This window comes from Cupriavidus oxalaticus (assembly GCF_038900635.1).
GTDB classification, from domain to species: domain Bacteria; phylum Pseudomonadota; class Gammaproteobacteria; order Burkholderiales; family Burkholderiaceae; genus Cupriavidus; species Cupriavidus oxalaticus_B.
This window is the reverse complement of sequence record NZ_JAYMRX010000019.1, coordinates 49,116-66,804: the sequence shown is the minus strand read 5'-3', so window position 1 is coordinate 66,804 and position 17,689 is coordinate 49,116. Positions and strand designations below refer to the sequence as shown.

The window sequence follows — 17,689 nt, the reverse complement described above, 5'->3', positions numbered from 1 at the left end:
CCAGGTACCTCAGGCAGACGCGCGGAACAGGCTGCGCTCGTTGAACAGGGGATTGGGAAGATCCGGGTCGGTCTGCTCGGTGTGGTAGCGCTCGATCCGCTCCACTTCATTGCGCGAGCCGAAGATCACGCCGATGCGCTGGTGCAGCGCGCCGGGCGCCACCGACATCAGCGGCTGCCGGCCGGTGCTGGCGCGGCCGCCGGCCTGCTCCATCAGGAAGGCGATCGGGTTGGCTTCATAGAGCAGGCGCAGGCGCCCCGGCCTGGCCGGGTCCTTGCTGTCGCGCGGGTACATGAAGACGCCGCCGCGCATCAGGATGCGGTGCGCCTCGGCCACCATCGAGGCGATCCAGCGCATGTTGAAATCCTTGCCGCGCGGACCGGTCTGCCCGGCCAGGCACTCGGACACGTATTGCCTGACGGGCGCCTCCCAGAAGCGGCTGTTGGAGGCATTGATGGCGAACTCCCGGGTATCGGCGGGCACGCGCAGATCGGGATGCGTGAGGAAGAATTCCCCCAGGTTCGGATCCAGTGTGAAGCCATTGACCCCGTTGCCGACCGTCAGCACCAGCATGGTGGTGGGGCCGTAGAGCGCGTAGCCCGCCGCGACCTGCGCGGTGCCGGGCTGCAGGAAGGCCTGCTCGGTGACGTCGGCCGTGCCCTCGGGCGCGCGCAGCACCGAGAAGATGCTGCCGACCGAGACATTGACGTCGATGTTGGAGGAGCCGTCGAGCGGATCGAACACCAGCAGGTATTTGCCGCGCGGGTAATGCGGGGGGATCTGGAACGGTGCCTCCATTTCCTCCGAGGCCATGCCGGCCAGGTACCCGCCCCACTCGTTGACGCGCAGGAAGGTGTCATTGCTGAGCACGTCCAGCTTCTGCTGGACCTCGCCCTGCACGTTGACGGCCGCTTCGGCTGCGCCCTGGCCGCCGGCCTTGCCGTGCAGGCCTCCCAGCGCGCCGAATGCCACGGCGCGCGCAATCTCCTTGCAGGCCATGGCGACATTGAGGATCAGGCCGTTGAAGCCGCCGCTGGCGTCCGGATAGCGGCGGCGCTCTTCGATCAGGAACTGCGTCAGGGTCATCCTTTGCACTTCAGGCATGACAGGTCTCCTCTTGATTGGCTATGTGTTCTTGTGGGGTGCCGGATGTTGGCTACGTGACGATGTCGGCTACGTGACGATGGCGGCCTCGCGCAGGCGGCGCAGGATGCCGCGGTAGCCGCCGTCGGCATCCGGCGCGCCGAACACGGCGCTGCCGGCGACGAAGGTGTCGGCACCCGCGCGCGCGATCGCGGCAATGTTGTCGGCCTTGACGCCGCCATCGACCTCCAGCCAGACTTCCCGCCCGCCGGCCTCTTGCTGCCGGTCGATGCGCGCGCGCACCTGGCGCACCTTGTCGAGCACGCCGGGGATGAAGGCCTGGCCACCGAAGCCCGGGTTCACGCTCATCAGCAGCACCAGGTCGAGCTGGTCCAGCGTATGGTCCAGCCAGCCCGGCGACGTGGCCGGGTTGAGCACCAGCCCGGCCTTGCAGCCGTGGTCGCGGATCAGGCCGATGGTGCGGTCCACATGGCGGCTCGCCTCCGGATGGAAGCTGATGATTCCTGCGCCGGCCCTGGCGAACAGCGGGATCAGCGCGTCCACCGGCTCCACCATCAGGTGCACGTCGATGGGAACGGAGACCAGCGGCCGGATCGCCTCGCACACCATCGGGCCGATGGTCAGGTTGGGCACGTAGTGGTTGTCCATCACGTCGAAGTGGATCAGGTCCGCGCCGCCGGCCTCGACCGCGCACACCTCTTCGCCCAGCCGCGCGAAATCGGCCGACAGGATGGATGGGGCCAGGCGGATGGCGCGCTGGCCGATTGTTTGTGGGAGCGTGGCGGGCATCTCAGGCAGCCTCGAACAGGGTGCCGCGGTGCCAGGCGTGCAACGCGGCCAGGTCGGCCCAGCGGTGATCCGCGCCCGGAAGCTGCGCGATCGGCTGCTCCGGGTCGCCCAGGTGCGGCAGCACCAGCAGCGCGCCGTCGAAACGGTCCTGACCGGTGTAGGCTGTGGGCGTGATTAGCGTGGCAATGCCGGCCGCCTGCGCGGCACGCAGCCCGTTTTCCGAATCCTCGATCGCCAGGCACTCGCCCGCTTCCAGGCCGAGCCGCTCCAGCACGGCCAGGTAGACGTCCGGTGCCGGCTTCTTGACCGCGGTAGTGCCAGCGTCGCAGATCGCAGCGAAGCGCTCGCGCCAGTCCGCGCCCAGCGGCGTGCGCAACAGCACGTCCAGATTGGCCGGCGTGGTGGTGGTGGCGATGGCGATGGGCACGCCGGCGCGACCAGCCTCGTCGATGAGCCGGGCAATGCCGGGACGCAGCGGCAACTGGCCGCTGCCGACAAGCTCGGCATAGTGGCGGGTCTTGATCGCATGCACCGCGTCGATGGTTTCCCTGAGCTTGCAGCCGCGCGCTTCTTCCGGGTCAACCATGCGCCAGTAATGCATCAGCCGTTCCTTGCCGCCGGCCACCCTGAGCAGGCGCGTGTAGAGCGCCTCATCCCAGCACCAGTCGAGGCCGACTTCGGCAAAGGCGGCATTGAAGGCCTGCAAGTGCGCGGTCTCGGTATCGGCAAGCGTGCCGTCGACATCGAAGATCAGAGCTTTCATGGTTACTCCGCGGCCGTAGCTTGCGCAAACACGCGGCTGGCAAGCAGGTCCCCGGCCGTGATGATGGTCAGGGCACGGTCGTCCACCGCCGTGCCAGGGTTGTCCAGCAGGCGCGAGGCGTGGCGCAGCCGCGCGCGGTCCAGCGCATTGCGCACGCTGCGGGCGTTGGCGAAATGCGGTTGCGCCATGCGCCGGGCCAGATAGTCGGCAAATACGGCCCGGCTCTCGTCGTCGAACTGGTACTGCATTTCGTCCAGCATCAGGTCGGCGATCCGGCGCAGCTCATCCAGCTGGTAGTCGGGGAAATCGATATGGTGGGCAACGCGCGACGACATGCCGGGGTTGGACTCGAAGAAGCGGTCCATGCGGTCCTTGTAGCCGGCCAGGATCACCACCAGGTCTTCGCGGTTGTTCTCCATCACCTGCAGCAGGATCTCGATGGCCTCCTGGCCGTAGTCGCGCTCGTTCTCCGGACGGTAGAGGTAGTAGGCCTCGTCGATGAAGAGCACGCCGCCCATGGCCTTCTTCAGGATTTCCTTGGTCTTGGGCGCGGTATGGCCGATGTACTGGCCGACCAGGTCGTCGCGGGTCACCGCCACCAGGTGGCCGCGCCGCACGTAGCCCAGCTGGTGCAGGATCTGCGCCATGCGCATGGCCACGGTGGTCTTGCCGGTGCCGGGATTGCCGGTAAAACACATGTGCAGGCTGGGCGCTCCCGCGCTGAAGCCGCGCGCGGCGCGCAGCTTGTCCACCAGCAGCAAGGCGGCGATATCCCGGATACGCGCTTTCACCGGCTTCAGCCCGATCAGCTCACGGTCGAGCTGGGCCAGCAGCTCCGCAATGCCCGAGCTGGCCAGCGATTCGGCAAGAGATCCGGGCACGGCTGCGGGCACGGCGGCAGGCGGCTGCAGCGGCGCGGTGGTTTCGGGTGCGGACATGACGGGCTCCCTGGGATGCAATCGATCAATCGGTACGCTGAACATCAAGGCGCAGCTTCCCCCCGGGGCGTGGCCATCAGGCCGCGCCGCCGTGGGATGGCAGCGTCAGGAAATCGCCGGTGGGCAGCGCCGTGGCGGCGCTGCGCGGCGGATCAGCCGGTGCCGCTCAGTAGCGGCTGCTCAGTAGCGACTACCTTCAGGCCGTGCCTGCACCGCGTAGCTCTCGATCGAGTAGCGCAGCGTGCGGCCCGGCTCTTCCTGCCGCACCAGGCGGAAGCCCGGTTCGTCAGCGGGACGATTGACGATGAACGACATCACCACCGATTCCACCGTATGGGTCGAGTCAAAGGCCGTGACACGGATGTAGTGGTTGGGGAAGGTATTGCGCGCGTTGTTGATCTCCAGCAGGATGCCGGCGGCATCGCGCAGGTCGAACATCGGCAGCCCGAACATCTCCCAGTAGGTATTGCGCGGATGCGGGTCGTCGGTGTACTCGATGCCGACCGCCCAGCCCTGGTTCAGGCAGTATTCGAGCTGTCTGGTGATCTGCTCGTCGGTAAGCTCGGGCAGGAAGGAAAAGGTGCCTTGAGTAATGCGCATGATGTCCTCTCGTTCTGTGGGTTCGCAGGGGTGGCTTCCAGCCAGGGTCAGGCCACCGATGCGGTGGGCACGAAGTCCGAGGTATCGGTCGGCGTGTAGTTGAAGGTGATGTCCCCCCAGGTGTCCAGCGCGGCGCGCAGCGGGCCGCACCAGCGCGCGGCGTCACGCAGGATCTCGGGGCCTTCGTTGAGGATGTCGCGCCCTTCGTTGCGCGCCAGCACCATCGCTTCCAGCGCCACGCGGTTGGCGGTGGCGCCGGCCTGGATCCCTTGCGGGTGGCCGATGGTGCCGCCGCCGAACTGCAGCACCACGTCGTCGCCGAACAGGCTGATCAGCTGGTGCATCTGGCCGGCGTGGATGCCGCCCGAGGCCACCGGCATGACCTTGCGCAGCGAAGCCCAGTCCTGGTCGAAGAACAGCCCGCGGGTCAGGTCGGTATGGGTGTAGGCGTCGCGGCAGACGTTGTAGTAGCCCTGCACGGTCAGCGGATCGCCCTCCAGCTTGCCCACCGCGGTGCCGGTGTGCATATGGTCAACGCCTGCCAGGCGCAGCCATTTGGCGATCACGCGGAAGGACACGCCGTGGTTCTTCTGGCGCGTGTAGGTGCCGTGGCCCGCGCGGTGCAGGTGCAGGATCATGTCGTTCTGGCGGCACCAGTTGCTCATCGACTGGATGCAGGTCCAGCCCACGATCAGGTCGACCATGATGATGACCGAGCCCAGCGACTTGGCGAACTCCGCGCGCCGGTACATCTCTTCCATGGTGCCGGCGGTCACGTTGAGGTAGCTGCCCTTGACCTCGCCGGTGGCGGCCGAGGCCTTGTTGACCGCGTCCATCACAAACAGGAAGCGGTCGCGCCAGTGCATGAAGGGCTGCGAGTTGATGTTCTCGTCGTCCTTCATGAAGTCCAGGCCGCCCTTCAGGCCCTCATACACCACGCGGCCGTAGTTGCGGCCCGACAGGCCGAGCTTGGGCTTGGTAGTGGCGCCCAGCAGCGGACGGCCGAACTTGTCCAGGCGCTCGCGCTCGACGATGATGCCGGTGGACGGGCCGGCGAAGGTCTTCACATAGGCCACCGGGAAGCGCATGTCTTCCAGCCGCGCGGCCTTGATCGGCTTGAAGCTGAACACGTTGCCGATGATCGAAGCGGTCAGGTTGGCGATCGAGCCTTCCTCGAACAGCGACAGGTCGTAGGCCACATAGCAGAAGAACTGCTCCGGGTTGTTCGGCACCGGATCGACCCGGTAGGCCTTGGCGCGGTACATGTCGCAGGCGGTCAGGCGGTCGGTCCACACCACCGTCCAGGTGGCGGTGGAGGACTCGCCGGCCACCGCGGCGGCGGCCTCGACCGGGTCCACGCCGTCCTGCGGCGTGATGCGGAACAGCGCCAGCAGGTCGGTGTCCTTGGGCTCGTAGTCCGCGTCCCAATACCCCATTTCCTTGTACTTCATGACGCCGGCGTCATAGCGCTTGCGCGGCTTGGCTTGGACCGGTTCGGGTGCGTTCATGCTTGTCTCCTTGCGTGGTTGAGCGTTGTGGCAGCTGCGTTGATGCAAAGATATAAGCCCACCTCTATAAGGTAAATTCAGATATTCTTAGTGGCCGCATAAGCAATCCCTTAAGTGCGAGCCAGACCGCACATCCGGACCGCACATCCGGGGATACCAAAACGCCGCCCCCCTACCCATGTCCTTCCTGCGCGCCCTGACCCTTCGCCAGCTGCAGATCTTTGTCACCGTGGCTAGGCACGCCAGCTTCGTCCGCGCGGCCGAAGAGCTGCACCTGACCCAGCCAGCCGTCTCGATGCAGGTGAAGCAACTGGAATCCGTGGTGGGGCTGGCGCTGTTCGAGCGCGTCGGCCGGCAACTCACGCTGACCGAACCGGGCGACCGCCTGCTGCACCATGCGCTGCGCATCCTGGGCGAGGTCAAGGACGCCGAGGAAGGGCTGCAGGCGGTCAAGGACGTGGACCGCGGCTCGATCACGATCGGCCTGATCAGCACGGCGAAATACTTCGCGCCCAAGCTGCTGGCCGGCTTCACGGCCCTGCACCCGGGCGTGGACCTGCGCATCGCCGAAGGCAACCGTGAAACCCTGCTGCAGCTGCTGCAGGACAATGCCATCGACCTCGCGCTGATGGGCCGCCCGCCGCGCGAGCTGGACGCCGTATCGGAACCCATCGCGGCGCATCCGCACGTGCTGGTGGCCTCGCCGCGGCATCCGCTGCACGATGCCGCGCAATTCGACCTGCAGGAACTGCGGCACGAGACCTTCCTGCTGCGCGAACCCGGCTCAGGCACCCGCACCGTGGCCGAGTACATGTTCCGCGACCACCTGTTCACGCCGGCCAAGGTGATCACCCTGGGCAGCAACGAGACCATCAAGCAGGCGGTGATGGCGGGCATGGGCATCAGCCTGCTGTCGCTGCACACCATGTCGCTGGAGTTGCGCACCGGCGAGATCGCGCTGCTGGATGTCACCGGCACGCCGATCGAGCGCATCTGGCACGTCGCGCATATGGCGAGCAAGCGGCTGTCTCCCGCGGGCGAGAGCTGCCGCGCCTATCTGCTGGAGCACACGGCGGAGTTCCTGGGGAAGGAATATGCGGGGCTGCTGCCTGGGCGGCGCGTGGCGTGATGAACCGGGTGGGTTAATCGGGATTTGCAGTCGATCGGCGGATGTCGATCAAGCTGAGGGCGCTAATCACTTCTTTCGGGTCGCGCCACACCGTCATTCAAACGGCTGCTTCACTCGAAAACCGGTCACCTGCGTTTCATGCGCGCTCGTTGAATTGCCGGCCTTCGGCGCTCCGGATTTCCTGCTTCTGAGTCCTCGTTGTAAGGAGCGCCGTGCGGAAATAGTGCTAGCATCGCCTAAGCGAAAGCCACTTCGAAGTGGTCTGACCAGTGAGACAATGCCATGCAGGAAGACAACCTGGGATACGCGTCGCAGATCGCGGATGTGGTCGCCGAACGCATAGAAAGCCTGATCGTCGACGGCGTCCTGAAGCCGGGGCAGCCGCTGCCTTCCGAGCGACGCCTGACCGCCAAACTGGGCGTGTCGCGGTCCGCCGTGCGGGAGGGGCTGCAGGTGTTGCGGACGCGCGGAATCATCGAAACCGCGCACGGACGCGGATCGTTCGTCGCTGCGCTTACCTCGCAACCGGCGCTCACGCCGATGATGCATCTCCTCGGCTCACAGCCGAGAACCCTATATGACATCTTCGAAGTACGCGAGATGCTCGAGGCCGAATCGGCGCGTCTTGCCGCGCTTCGGGGCACGCAGGCGGATTTCGCACTGATTACCCGCCGCTACGAGGAGATGCTCGCCGCGAACGAAAACGAAGTCGGCGAGTCGACGCGCGCGCGGCTTGACTATGCCTTCCATCTCGCTATCTGCGAGGCATCGCACAACCCGGTGCTCGTGCATACGCTGAGTTCGCTCACCGATTTGTTGCTGAGTTCGGTCTTCGCTTCCGTCAACAACCTCTACCATCGCGAGGCGGAAAAGCGTGTGATCGACAGGCAGCACGCCCGTCTCTACAAGGCCGTAATCGGCAAACAGCCGGAGCAGGCACGCAAGGCTGCCGGTACGCATATCGCCACCACTATCGCCAGCTTGAGAGAAATCGAGGCGGAGGAGCAGCGTCTGGTGCGGGCGACGCTGCGGCTCAAGGGATGGGCATGACGCGGGCGGGAACACGAGCGTGCGTTCATCCTGGCACCCGCGCCGGCATTGATTTGCGAGGGAAATCGCGCCTGGCACGACCAAAATAACTGGTCTGACCAGTTCCATAACGTCTCGACAGTCTCGTACTGGCGCGGAACAATGCGCGCTAGCAAAACTCAGTTGCGGTGACAAGCCGCACACGAATCAGGAGACTCCCGATGACCCCGCACGACCCGACACGCGCGCCCGTCCGGCACGCTACCAGCAGATCCCGTACCCACGCTCCAGTTGCAACGACCGTATTCGAGAATGCGACTTATGCGAAAGTGACTTGGCGTCTGCTGCCGTTTCTTTTCCTCTGCTATGTCGCAGCCTATCTGGATCGCGTCAACGTTGGATTCGCAAAGCTGCAAATGCTCAGCGACCTGAAGTTCAGCGAGTCGGTGTACGGGCTTGGTGCGGGGATTTTCTTCATCGGCTATTTTGTTTTCGAGGTGCCGAGCAACATCCTGCTGCATCGCGTTGGGGCGCGCGTGTGGATCAGCCGCATCATGGTTACATGGGCGCTAGTGTCGGCGGCGTCGCTGTTCGTGAAGACGCCGGCCATGTTCTATGCGCTGCGTTTTCTCCTCGGCGTCGCGGAGGCAGGGTTCTTTCCGGGTATCGTGCTGTATCTGACGTACTGGTACCCGTCGGCGCGCCGTGGCCGCATGAACGCGCTTTTCATGATCGGCATTCCGGTTGCGGGCGTGCTCGGCGGCCCGCTGTCAGGCTGGATCATGCAGGCGTTCAACGGCGTGCAGGGTCTGTCTAACTGGCAATGGCTATTCCTGCTTGAAGCGCTTCCGTCTCTGGTGCTGGGCATCGTCACGCTGTTCGTGCTGCCGAACGGCATCCGCGCTGCAGCGTGGCTCGACGAGCGGCAAAAGCAACTTCTCGAGAACAACATCGCACGCGACGGATATGCGGACGCGGAGTCGTCGCTGCGCAGCATCGTGTCGAATGGGCGTGTCTGGCGGCTCGCGGCGATCTACTTCTGCTGCATGATGGGTCTCTACGGCGTGAGCTTCTACTTGCCTACGCTCATCAAGGCGGCGGGCGTCAAGGACGCACTGGATGTCGGCTTGCTTACCGCGGTGCCTTATGCGGTCGCGATCGTGTCAATGATTCTGGTCGCGCGCAGTTCCGACCGTCGCAATGAGCGCCGCTGGCATCTCGCGATTGCGGGCGTTGCCGCCGCAGCGGGCTTTTACGCAAGCACGCTCAATTCGGGGAATCTCGCGCTCGCATTGTTCACGCTGTCGCTCGGCACCGCTGGTGTGTTGTCGATGATGCCCGTCTTCTGGACGTATCCGAGCAGCGTGCTGACAGGCACGGCCGCCGCTGCCGGCATCGCGATGATCAATTCGATCGGCAATCTCGCCGGCTTCGTCAGCCCGTCGATCATCGGATGGATGAAGGACGTGACGCATAGCACGAACGCCGGTCTGGTCGTCGTCGCGGCGGCGCTGTTCGTCGGCGCGGCGCTAACGCTGACACAGCGCGCGACGTCGGCATCGGCATCGGCGGCGGCGGCGGAGCCGAGCCGGGCTTGAAGTGGCTCTTTCGTTGATACGTGATCGAAGGTCATCATGTCAGACACAGCTTATTCCACCATTCCCCTCGGGGACATGCGTAGAACGTTGTTCGCGTCACTCGGCGATATCGTCGGCGCGCGCAACGTGCTCACCAGCGATGCGCAAACGCGCCGCTACCGCACTGGCTACCGTTTCGGAACGGGCCGCGTGCTGGCAGTCGTGCGCCCCGGCACGCTGGTCGAACAATGGCAGGTGCTCGCCGCATGCGTCGCCGCGCGCACGATCGTAATCACACAGGCGTCGAATACCGGACTAACCGGGGGTTCGACGCCCGATGGCGACGACTACGACCGCGACGTTGTCATCGTCAGCACGACACGCATCCGCCGCGTGCATCTGATCGGCGACGGGCATCAGGTGGTCTGCATCGGCGGCACGACGCTCGATCAACTCGAACGCACGCTGAAGCCGCTCGGACGGGAGCCGCATTCGGTGATCGGCTCGTCGTGCATCGGCGCGTCTGTACTGGGCGGCATCAGCAACAATTCGGGCGGGTCGCTGGTGCATCGCGGACCGGCTTATACGGAGATGGCGGTGTTTGCCGCCGTCGATGCATCGGGCACGCTGCGGCTCATCAACCATCTGGGTATCGAACTGGGCGGCACGCCGGAAGAGATTCTGTCGCGCGTGGAAAACGGCACGTTCACCGAAGCGGACATTCGCAACGGCGTGGCGGCTTCGGATCATGATTACGCGAACCATGTCCGCGATGTCGATGCGCCCACGCCCGCGCGCTTCAACGCCGATCCACGGCGCCTTTTCGAAGCCTCCGGCTGCGCTGGCAAGCTGATGGTGTTCGCTGTGCGCCTCGACACATTCGCGGCGGACCAGGGTGCGAAGGTGTTCTACATCGGTACGAACGATTCGTGCGTGCTGACCGAGATCCGACGTCACGCGCTCGCGAATTTCGAGCACCTGCCGATTGCGGGCGAATATCTGCATCGCGATGCTTTCGATGTTGCGCGCAAGTATGGCAAGGATCTGTTCGTCATCATCGACAGGTTCGGCACGGACCGGCTGCCGATGTTCTTCAATCTGAAAACGCGCTGCGATGCGTTGTTCGACCGCCTCGGTTTCATGCCAAAGCATCTGTCCGATCGCGTGCTGCAATGGATTAGCGAGTGTTTGCCGGATCATCTGCCTGGGCGGCTAAAGGCATACCGCGAGGAGTACGAGCATCATCTGATGCTGAAGGTGCCGGCAGCAGGCATCGACGAAGCGCGCGCTTTCCTGTCGAAACGTTTCGCGCAATCCGGCGGCGCGTATTTCGAATGCACCGAAGAAGAAGGCCGCAAGGCATTTCTGCACCGCTTCGCGGCAGCAAGCGCGGCCGTTCGATACCGCGCGGTCCATCATCGCGAGGTCGAGGATATCGTTGCGCTCGATATCGCGCTACGACGCAACGACCGCGACTGGTTCGAGCGGCTGCCGCATAAGATCGAACGTGCGATCGTGCTGAAGCTGTATTACGGGCACTTCCTGTGTCATGTCTTTCACCAGGACTACATCGTCGCCAAGGGCAACAACTGCCTTGCACTAGAACACGAGATGCTTGAGTTGCTCGACATTCGCGGCGCCGAGTATCCCGCCGAGCACAACGTGGGACATCTGTACGAGGCCAAGCCGCAGCTCGCCGCGTTCTACGAGAGGCTCGACCCATGCAATTGCTTCAATCCCGGCATCGGAAAGACTTCGAAGTTCGCTGCCTATCGCGACTGCACAGTTGAAGCATGATGGCAATCGTTCGGGATACGTTCAGAATACCGATATTGACGCAGTAGCTGCGAAAGCTTCCCACCCGAGGATCGATACCTAAATGTCGGCAATGAAGGTCGATAACTCGTCGACCAACTCCATGGGACGATTGACGCTTGTACCCGGGAAGCCGTCGTTGCAGTCGCACGAACTCGAACTGCGGCTTCGGGTCGGTAGTCGCCTCTGGCGCCGGCATGCCCCTGCCCAGGTCGGACCGAGGGCCGAGACCGACCAGAAGCTGCATTCCATCTGCCTCTAGACATGCCTTGCCGGTTAGCCGGCAAACACTGTATATTTATACAGTTGTCGTCGCATCCCCAAAAAGCTGGCTCCCTGAAGTCGAGCCGTGCGGCGCCCGCGCTTTCTCTCGCTACCTCCAAAGGCAATCATGTTCGTGGACCGCACCGAAATCATCAACGCCGCCAAGGCATTGCGCGCCAGCCAGGAAGAGTCCAGGTACAGCAAGCTCGTCGCGCTCGCGAACAAGCAACTCAAGGCAATGCAAACGGCAATCCAGAGGGGCAAGGAAGAATTCGAGACCAGACTGGTACTCGACATCAACGAAGACAATCCGGAAGCAGCGCTGGAACCTCGCGCGCAACGACTAGCCGACGACCTCAGAGCGCAGGGCTACACCGCAACGGTGACCACGTTCGCCGAGGTCAGCACCGACCGCAAGAACTGGACGCCGAATATCACGGTCGTCATCGGTCTGGGCGACATGGTTTCCGGAGACGACAAGGCGATAGCGAAAAGCACGGTGACCGACGAGACGGAAGTCGCGCTTGCTGGCGAAGCTGCCAGTGAAATGGCCTGACTGCAGGCTGGCAATCCGCGATAAGACTGGCATCACGGGGCTTCGCGCAGGGTCGCGTGCGTGATGGCTTTCACAACAAGGGAAGCGTGCACGCGATCTACCAGCGGCATCCGACAAGGATACCGTGGCGTATAGGGACGCAATAGCCTGCATCTTGATCAAACGAGGATTGTCACCACGCATGGCTGATCTCACTGCGCGGATCATGCTCGCGCAGTGAGCGGTCGGAAGCGGTCATGCTAGCACTCCTGTTTGTCATGCTTCGCGTGCTCAGTCCCGGCAGTAGCCTTCGCCCGTGCGAACCGTCAAACAGTTCTTCTTGCCGACGAGCCATTTCATGCCGGTCTCGGCGCCATCGGTGGCGCGAATGATCTCCCTGGTCCCGTCGCGGTCGAATTCGATTCCGCCATCGGCATATCGGCCTTCGAACTTGCGGGGACCATCGAGATTCTGCACGGTGACGTCGTACTTGCCATGGCCGCCGGCCAACTCGAGGAACGTGCCTTCCGGGCCGGTCCACTTGCCGAGCCATTCGTCAGCGCGCGGCGCGCTGGCGGTAGCTGGTGTGTTTTCCGCGTTCTTCCTAGAGGACGAGTGGCGGTCCGAGCATCCGGCCACGGACACGATGGAAACCAGCAATGCGGCGAGGGAGAGATGGGATGTCTTCATCAGTCGGTTGACACGGGAATGCATGCGCGGATTTTCGCACGGCGGTCGAACCGGCTCTGTCCCGCCCCGCTGACCGCCCGCCGTGCGGCCATGGACCGGTCAAACGCCATTTCTTGTGCCTGTTGGATAGCCCATCGAGCGCGTTCTTGTCCCTGTCATCTGTCACTTGCGAAAAAGGAAAGGGAAACGACATGACCCGCTTGTTGCCCCCGCGGGCGCCAACACTCCACGGGCCCGCCAATCCATCCGCATGTCTGCCTTGCCCATGATCTCGCGCCTCATCGCCGCCGTTGGGGGGCTAGCCGTGCTCTACACTTCAGGCTGGCAAAGGCAGTGATCTAGGTGGAGCCAGGTCGCGCGAGTGCTTCGGCTCTTGTTTTGCCCTTACTTCTTCTCGTTCATGTGTTGCAGGTTTTCGAGCGCTTGCTTTTCCGCCGCTCCGGTCATGGCGGTCTGGCGGTTCTGTTCGCTCATGTAGCAAGCATCGCGGCTGACGCCTTGGGCTTGGCAGTTCGCCATGCGTTGGGCGGGCGTGGAGCACGCGGCGAGCGTCACACAGGCGATGGCAATGATGGTGGCGGCTTTTTTCATTTTGTCGTCTCCGGTTGATGGAGAGACGATTCTAACCCCGGGCCGCGCATGATTTTTGTAGCACGGCAGTTCTTTCACCATGGCAAAGGATCAGGCGGCGGTGAGCTATTCCCGATGTTCTGAAATGCGAACAACGGGCTTCAGCCCCAATCGTCATCCCGGTCTTCGTTGCCGCCGCTCTGGCTGGTGTCGGCGTCAGTCTTCACCAGAGGTTTCACAAGCTGGCCAACACGGGCCTGACACAAGAGCAATTCGATTCTGTCGCGCTCGCTGGAGAGTTGAAGGACGAAAGGCGCTTGCCAGGAATCTGGACCCGCACGCATTCCAAGTTCCTTATTAGCCTCTCCATAGAGGTCCAGTTGATCTCTCCCGCCTTGGTGCACTCTCCGCCAACTTCGCCCCTGCCAAGGTTGGCAACTTGGCCCGTTGTTGCACGTTCCCTCCCTGGATCTCCGGTCTAGAATTGCTGATGAGACATCATCACAGCCTGTCCGATCAGCCATGCATGATGGGTCGTCAGCAAGTGGCCAAACGTAGCAGTCAGGGGGAGCGATGCGGTCGGCAGTGAGATCCGGCATGCGCCTTGGACGCTATGCAATCGCGGCTGTAATAGTAGTCGTCGGCCTGATCATCTTCGGGCTCTTGGCAGACATTCTGGTCGAATGGCTGTGGTTTTCCTCGATCGGCTACGCCAGCGTTTTCCGGGTCGTCCTTTCCGCTCAGGTGCTGGTGTTTATTGCCGTGTTTGCGATCTCGGCGGGCACCATATGGTTGGCAGGTTTGCTGGCGCATCAGTATGCGGGCAGCCCTCGCGTCCTGGCATCGCACGGCATTCCTTCCGGAAGGCCGCAATTCATTGGCGAGCCCGGCGACCTCATGGCGCGCATTCCCTGGAGTGCCAGCATTGCCAGCGCTGCTGTAATCCTCGGACTGGTCATCGCCGGGAGCGAAATCCCGCAGTGGGACATGGCGCTTCGCTTCCTGCATCAAGTGCCCTTCGGCGAGCGGGACCCGATCTTCGGCAAGGACATCGGCTTCTATCTCTTCTCGTTGCCCGTCTATATTGCGCTGAAGAACTGGCTGCAACTACTGCTGCTCTGCAGCGCGGCCATTTGGGGCGTGATCTATGGGGTGCGCGGCGACATCGCGCTCGCGCCGCCGACCCCGCGGCTCTCTGCCGCCGCTGCGGTTCACGGCTCTGTACTCCTTGGCCTGTTCTTCGTGCTGAAGGCCTGGTCCTACTGGCTCGATCGCTATCTGCTGCTTTACGGCGATAACGGCGTCGTAATTGGCGCCAGCTATACCGACATACACGTCGAGCTGCCGGTCCTGTGGCTACTTATGGGCCTTGCCATTGCCGCAGCCTTCGGATCGTTGGCCAATGTACGTCTGCGCGACTATCGAGTCCCCGCCGTCGCGGCCCTCCTGGTGTTTGGCGCCTCGTTTTTGCTTGCCCTGATCTTCCCGGCGCTGTTCCAGCGCTTCTATGTCAAGCCAAGCGAGTTGGAACTGGAGGCACCTTATATCGCCCACAATATCGCACTGACCCGGAGGGCCTACGGCCTTGAACAAATCACGGTCAAGGCGTTCCCGGTCGAGCAGGGGCTGAATCTCGCCTCGATCCAGTCCAATCGCGCGACCATCGATAATGTCCGCCTGTGGGATGTGGGGCCGCTGCTGGATACCTATGCACAGTTGCAGGAGATCAGGACCTACTACAAATTCCTCTCGCTGGACATCGACCGCTACCGGCTTGAAAACGGCTACCGACAGGTGATGCTGTCCGCCCGTGAGCTGGAGCAATCGAAGCTTCCTGCGAATGCCAAGACTTGGGTAAACCTGCACCTGCTGTTCACCCACGGCAGCGGCATCGTGATGTCGCCGGTCAACGAGAAATCGACGGAAGGCCTGCCTTCCCTCTATCTGCGCGATATTCCACCGGTCGCCAGTGGCGGCCCGGTCATCCAGGAACCGCGCATCTACTTCGGTGAAGGCCGTCACGACTATGTCGTCGTGAATGGCAGTGTGCCGGAGTTCGACTACCCGACCGGAAAAAACAATACCTACACGGTCTACAAGGGGCGCGACGGCATTGCCATCGGCGGCATTGCGCAGCGCACCCTCTTCGCCTGGCAGCTCGGCGATCCCAACATACTGCTTACCGGATACGTCACGGACAAAAGCCGGATCCTGATCCACCGTAACATCCAGGACCGGGTGCACACAATCGCCCCATTTCTGAGCCTGGACCAGGATCCATATATCGTCGCGAGCGACGGGCGACTTTACTGGATGCAGGATGCCTATACCACCAGCCGCTGGTTTCCCTACGCCCAGCCAGGTTTCGGCGCCGATTCCAACTACATCCGCAATGCGGTCAAGGTGGTGATCGATGCGTATGACGGCACCGTCGATCTCTATGCCAGTGATCCAGCCGACCCGATCCTGCGAACGTACCAGCGCATCTTCCCCGGATTGTTCAAGCCTCTGGCAGACATGCCGCCGGACCTGCAGCAGCATATCCGCTATCCCGAGGACCTGTTCCGGATCCAGGCGAAGCTCTACGGCGCCTACCACATGGACGCGCCCGAAGTGTTCTATAACCGCGAGGATCTTTGGCAGTTCCCGCGGGCGTTGGCCGGCATCGACAGCGGAAACGCCCCCGGCACGCCAATGTCACTCATGGCGCCTTACTACATGATCATGCGGCTCCCTGGTGAACTTCACGCCGAGTTCATCCTGATGCTGCCAATGGTGCCCAGTCAACGCGACAATATGATCGCCTGGCTGGCGGCACGTTGTGATCCGCCTGAGTATGGCAAGCTTGTCGTCTACGCTTTCCCCAAGGAAAAACTGGTCTACGGTCCCTTCCAGATCGAGGCGCGCATCCAGCAGAACACCGAGATCTCGCAACAGATCTCGCTGTGGAACCCAATGGGTTCCCGCGTCATCCGCGGCCACCTTCTGGTGGTGCCGATCGGGAATTCAATCCTGTATTTGTCTCCGCTCTACCTGCGCGCGGCGTCCGGCCAGTTGCCCGAACTGAAACGGGTAATCGGTGCCTATGGTGACCGTGTGGTGATGGAGAATACGTTGGACGAAACCATCGCGGCGCTCTTCAAGGAGGCCGGCCCCATGGCTTCACCTGCCGGTGGTTCGGCGGACGCGCGCGCCCGAGACGCTCTCGCACACTATGGCCGCGCCATCGAGCGCCTGAAGGCAGGCGACTGGAGCGGCTTCGGCTCAGAACTCGATGCACTCAAACCGCTGCTCGAAGAGCTTGGTGCCGGCCGCCCCGAGGATCGAAGGTGACTTCCTTCTGGCAGGCCAAAGTCCCTTCGCGGCCATGAAGCGTCATTCGCAGCGCCTTGATGCCGGCTCGTCGAGCGTCCGCTCCGCATTTCAATGCGGTCGTACCACCAAATCCTCCTCTGGCATTTGTGGAGATTTCGAGGTCACCCGACGGCGACACCGCTCTAATTGGCGTAGACACTTGCAGAACGAGACCGAGATCTCGCTTGAGGACGCCCGCCTACAATTGGCCGTGACCTCGGGCTATGGGGGAAGCCAGAGGCGATCGAGCAAGTCAGTCGAGCCGGGCTGCCAAAACAAGGCCGACAAGTGGCCATGAGACGATCTATCGTAGTCTCTACGTACAGGGTCGCCGTGGCAGGATTTTGTGCGCTTAACATGGCTCCCATGGGCTACATACACGATTGGGATTTATATCGAAGACGGATAAAGGACTGTCATGAACGACGAGAAAGGCAGTGTAGGCGGGTTACTCGACAACTACCGACTGCAATGGCAAGTGATGACGCTATACGAGCGCTTCGAGCAAGTCGTTGCCCACATCCTGAGCGTGATTGTGGCAGTCATCATTCTCGCCGCACTCTGGCAACTTGTCAGGACGATCATCGACCTGTTGTGGTCCGGTACTTTCACTCCGCTGAGCGACGGGACATTCCAATCGTTGTTCGGCATGGTCATGACACTGTTGATCGCCATGGAGTTCAAGCATTCCATCACCAAGGTCATGGTGCGCCACGAGCATATCGTTCAGGTGAAGACGGTCATTCTTATTGCCCTTCTGGCCATTGCGCGCAAATTCATCATCCTGGACTCTTCGGCCGGACCGCTGTACATCGGCGCTCTCGCGTTTTCGCTGGTCGCCCTCGGGATCGTCTACTGGCTAATGCGCCAGCGAGACGATGCTCTGGATGCGTTTCACTCAGACGACGCAATGCGAAAGCGGTCCACCGATAAAGGCGAATTGTGACTCAGTGGCGCGAAAGCGTCTCAGTCATTGCGCGTGCCGCAACAGCGCTCGCTACGACTCGCCGGACGAAGGCCGGCG

The 17,689-nt window shown here is 62.8% G+C and carries 15 protein-coding genes; 7 read left to right on the top strand and 8 right to left on the bottom strand.

Features of this window, described 5'->3' with window-relative positions; genetic code table 11:
- Nucleotides 1–9: 9 nt before the first annotated feature.
- The 6 genes from VSR71_RS25215 to VSR71_RS25190 form a co-directional block, all read right to left on the bottom strand.
- Nucleotides 10–1,104 carry a class 1 fructose-bisphosphatase gene (locus VSR71_RS25215; protein WP_342916506.1) on the bottom strand — a complete coding sequence of 365 codons (1,095 nt, stop codon included), beginning with the start codon at nucleotides 1,102–1,104 and terminating at the stop codon, nucleotides 10–12.
- 69 nt (nucleotides 1,105–1,173) lie between these two features.
- Nucleotides 1,174–1,893 (bottom strand): ribulose-phosphate 3-epimerase, encoded by a 720-nt coding sequence (gene rpe / locus VSR71_RS25210; protein WP_342916505.1) that lies wholly within the window; start codon nucleotides 1,891–1,893, stop codon nucleotides 1,174–1,176.
- Nucleotide 1,894: 1 nt separating this feature from the next.
- Nucleotides 1,895–2,656 (bottom strand): HAD family hydrolase, encoded by a 762-nt coding sequence (locus VSR71_RS25205; RefSeq protein WP_342916504.1) that lies wholly within the window; start codon nucleotides 2,654–2,656, stop codon nucleotides 1,895–1,897.
- A 2-nt stretch (nucleotides 2,657–2,658) separates the two neighbouring features.
- On the bottom strand, nucleotides 2,659–3,594 hold the full coding sequence (gene cbbX / locus VSR71_RS25200; protein ID WP_342916503.1) for a CbbX protein: 936 nt from the start codon (nucleotides 3,592–3,594) through the stop codon (nucleotides 2,659–2,661).
- A 180-nt stretch (nucleotides 3,595–3,774) separates the two neighbouring features.
- Complete coding sequence (locus VSR71_RS25195) at nucleotides 3,775–4,194, bottom strand: ribulose bisphosphate carboxylase small subunit (RefSeq protein WP_342916502.1); 420 nt, start codon at nucleotides 4,192–4,194, stop codon at nucleotides 3,775–3,777.
- Between the two features lie 47 nt (nucleotides 4,195–4,241).
- Nucleotides 4,242–5,702, bottom strand: coding sequence for a form I ribulose bisphosphate carboxylase large subunit (locus tag VSR71_RS25190; protein WP_111516948.1), 1,461 nt, complete (start codon nucleotides 5,700–5,702; stop codon nucleotides 4,242–4,244).
- A 178-nt stretch (nucleotides 5,703–5,880) separates the two neighbouring features.
- Between VSR71_RS25190 and VSR71_RS25185 the strand changes: the two genes are divergently transcribed.
- The 5 genes from VSR71_RS25185 to VSR71_RS25165 all read left to right on the top strand — a co-directional run bounded on the left by VSR71_RS25185 (nucleotide 5,881) and on the right by VSR71_RS25165 (nucleotide 12,072).
- Nucleotides 5,881–6,831: a LysR family transcriptional regulator gene (locus VSR71_RS25185; protein ID WP_342916501.1), complete on the top strand. Its 951-nt coding sequence runs from the start codon at nucleotides 5,881–5,883 to the stop codon at nucleotides 6,829–6,831.
- A 282-nt stretch (nucleotides 6,832–7,113) separates the two neighbouring features.
- Nucleotides 7,114–7,881 carry a transcriptional regulator GlcC gene (glcC, locus tag VSR71_RS25180; protein WP_342916500.1) on the top strand — a complete coding sequence of 256 codons (768 nt, stop codon included), beginning with the start codon at nucleotides 7,114–7,116 and terminating at the stop codon, nucleotides 7,879–7,881.
- Between the two features lie 200 nt (nucleotides 7,882–8,081).
- Nucleotides 8,082–9,458, top strand: coding sequence for an MFS transporter (locus VSR71_RS25175; protein WP_342916499.1), 1,377 nt, complete (start codon nucleotides 8,082–8,084; stop codon nucleotides 9,456–9,458).
- A gap of 36 nt (nucleotides 9,459–9,494) precedes the next feature.
- On the top strand, nucleotides 9,495–11,234 hold the full coding sequence (gene dld / locus VSR71_RS25170; RefSeq protein WP_342916498.1) for a D-lactate dehydrogenase: 1,740 nt from the start codon (nucleotides 9,495–9,497) through the stop codon (nucleotides 11,232–11,234).
- A 409-nt stretch (nucleotides 11,235–11,643) separates the two neighbouring features.
- Nucleotides 11,644–12,072 carry a hypothetical protein gene (locus tag VSR71_RS25165; RefSeq protein ID WP_342916497.1) on the top strand — a complete coding sequence of 143 codons (429 nt, stop codon included), beginning with the start codon at nucleotides 11,644–11,646 and terminating at the stop codon, nucleotides 12,070–12,072.
- 270 nt (nucleotides 12,073–12,342) lie between these two features.
- Here VSR71_RS25165 and VSR71_RS25160 read toward each other — a convergent pair whose 3' ends face one another.
- Both VSR71_RS25160 and VSR71_RS25155 read right to left on the bottom strand, forming a co-directional pair.
- Complete coding sequence (locus VSR71_RS25160; protein WP_342916496.1) at nucleotides 12,343–12,741, bottom strand: hypothetical protein; 399 nt, start codon at nucleotides 12,739–12,741, stop codon at nucleotides 12,343–12,345.
- A 384-nt stretch (nucleotides 12,742–13,125) separates the two neighbouring features.
- Complete coding sequence (locus VSR71_RS25155) at nucleotides 13,126–13,332, bottom strand: hypothetical protein (protein WP_342916495.1); 207 nt, start codon at nucleotides 13,330–13,332, stop codon at nucleotides 13,126–13,128.
- 552 nt (nucleotides 13,333–13,884) lie between these two features.
- Here VSR71_RS25155 and VSR71_RS25150 point away from each other — a divergent pair.
- On the top strand, nucleotides 13,885–16,644 hold the full coding sequence (locus tag VSR71_RS25150; protein WP_342916494.1) for a UPF0182 family protein: 2,760 nt from the start codon (nucleotides 13,885–13,887) through the stop codon (nucleotides 16,642–16,644).
- Between the two features lie 439 nt (nucleotides 16,645–17,083).
- The gene (locus tag VSR71_RS25145) at nucleotides 17,084–17,611 is read left to right on the top strand and encodes a phosphate-starvation-inducible PsiE family protein (protein WP_342916493.1); all 528 of its coding nucleotides are present in this window, start codon (nucleotides 17,084–17,086) and stop codon (nucleotides 17,609–17,611) included.
- Nucleotides 17,612–17,689: the final 78 nt, after the last annotated feature.

Excerpts from the sequence above, each read along its gene's own strand:
- VSR71_RS25195 (WP_342916502.1), bottom strand. The coding sequence starts at position 4,194 with ATGCGCATTACTCAAGGCACCTTTTCCTTCCTGCCCGAGCTTACCGAC.
- VSR71_RS25160 (WP_342916496.1), bottom strand. The coding sequence starts at position 12,741 with ATGAAGACATCCCATCTCTCCCTCGCCGCATTGCTGGTTTCCATCGTG.
- VSR71_RS25145 (WP_342916493.1), top strand. The coding sequence starts at position 17,084 with ATGAACGACGAGAAAGGCAGTGTAGGCGGGTTACTCGACAACTACCGA.
- glcC (WP_342916500.1), top strand. The coding sequence starts at position 7,114 with ATGCAGGAAGACAACCTGGGATACGCGTCGCAGATCGCGGATGTGGTC.
- rpe (WP_342916505.1), bottom strand. The coding sequence starts at position 1,893 with ATGCCCGCCACGCTCCCACAAACAATCGGCCAGCGCGCCATCCGCCTG.
- VSR71_RS25190 (WP_111516948.1), bottom strand. The coding sequence starts at position 5,702 with ATGAACGCACCCGAACCGGTCCAAGCCAAGCCGCGCAAGCGCTATGAC.
- VSR71_RS25185 (WP_342916501.1), top strand. The coding sequence starts at position 5,881 with ATGTCCTTCCTGCGCGCCCTGACCCTTCGCCAGCTGCAGATCTTTGTC.
- VSR71_RS25215 (WP_342916506.1), bottom strand. The coding sequence starts at position 1,104 with ATGCCTGAAGTGCAAAGGATGACCCTGACGCAGTTCCTGATCGAAGAG.
- cbbX (WP_342916503.1), bottom strand. The coding sequence starts at position 3,594 with ATGTCCGCACCCGAAACCACCGCGCCGCTGCAGCCGCCTGCCGCCGTG.
- VSR71_RS25150 (WP_342916494.1), top strand. The coding sequence starts at position 13,885 with ATGCGGTCGGCAGTGAGATCCGGCATGCGCCTTGGACGCTATGCAATC.
- VSR71_RS25205 (WP_342916504.1), bottom strand. The coding sequence starts at position 2,656 with ATGAAAGCTCTGATCTTCGATGTCGACGGCACGCTTGCCGATACCGAG.
- VSR71_RS25175 (WP_342916499.1), top strand. The coding sequence starts at position 8,082 with ATGACCCCGCACGACCCGACACGCGCGCCCGTCCGGCACGCTACCAGC.
- VSR71_RS25155 (WP_342916495.1), bottom strand. The coding sequence starts at position 13,332 with ATGAAAAAAGCCGCCACCATCATTGCCATCGCCTGTGTGACGCTCGCC.
- dld (WP_342916498.1), top strand. The coding sequence starts at position 9,495 with ATGTCAGACACAGCTTATTCCACCATTCCCCTCGGGGACATGCGTAGA.
- VSR71_RS25165 (WP_342916497.1), top strand. The coding sequence starts at position 11,644 with ATGTTCGTGGACCGCACCGAAATCATCAACGCCGCCAAGGCATTGCGC.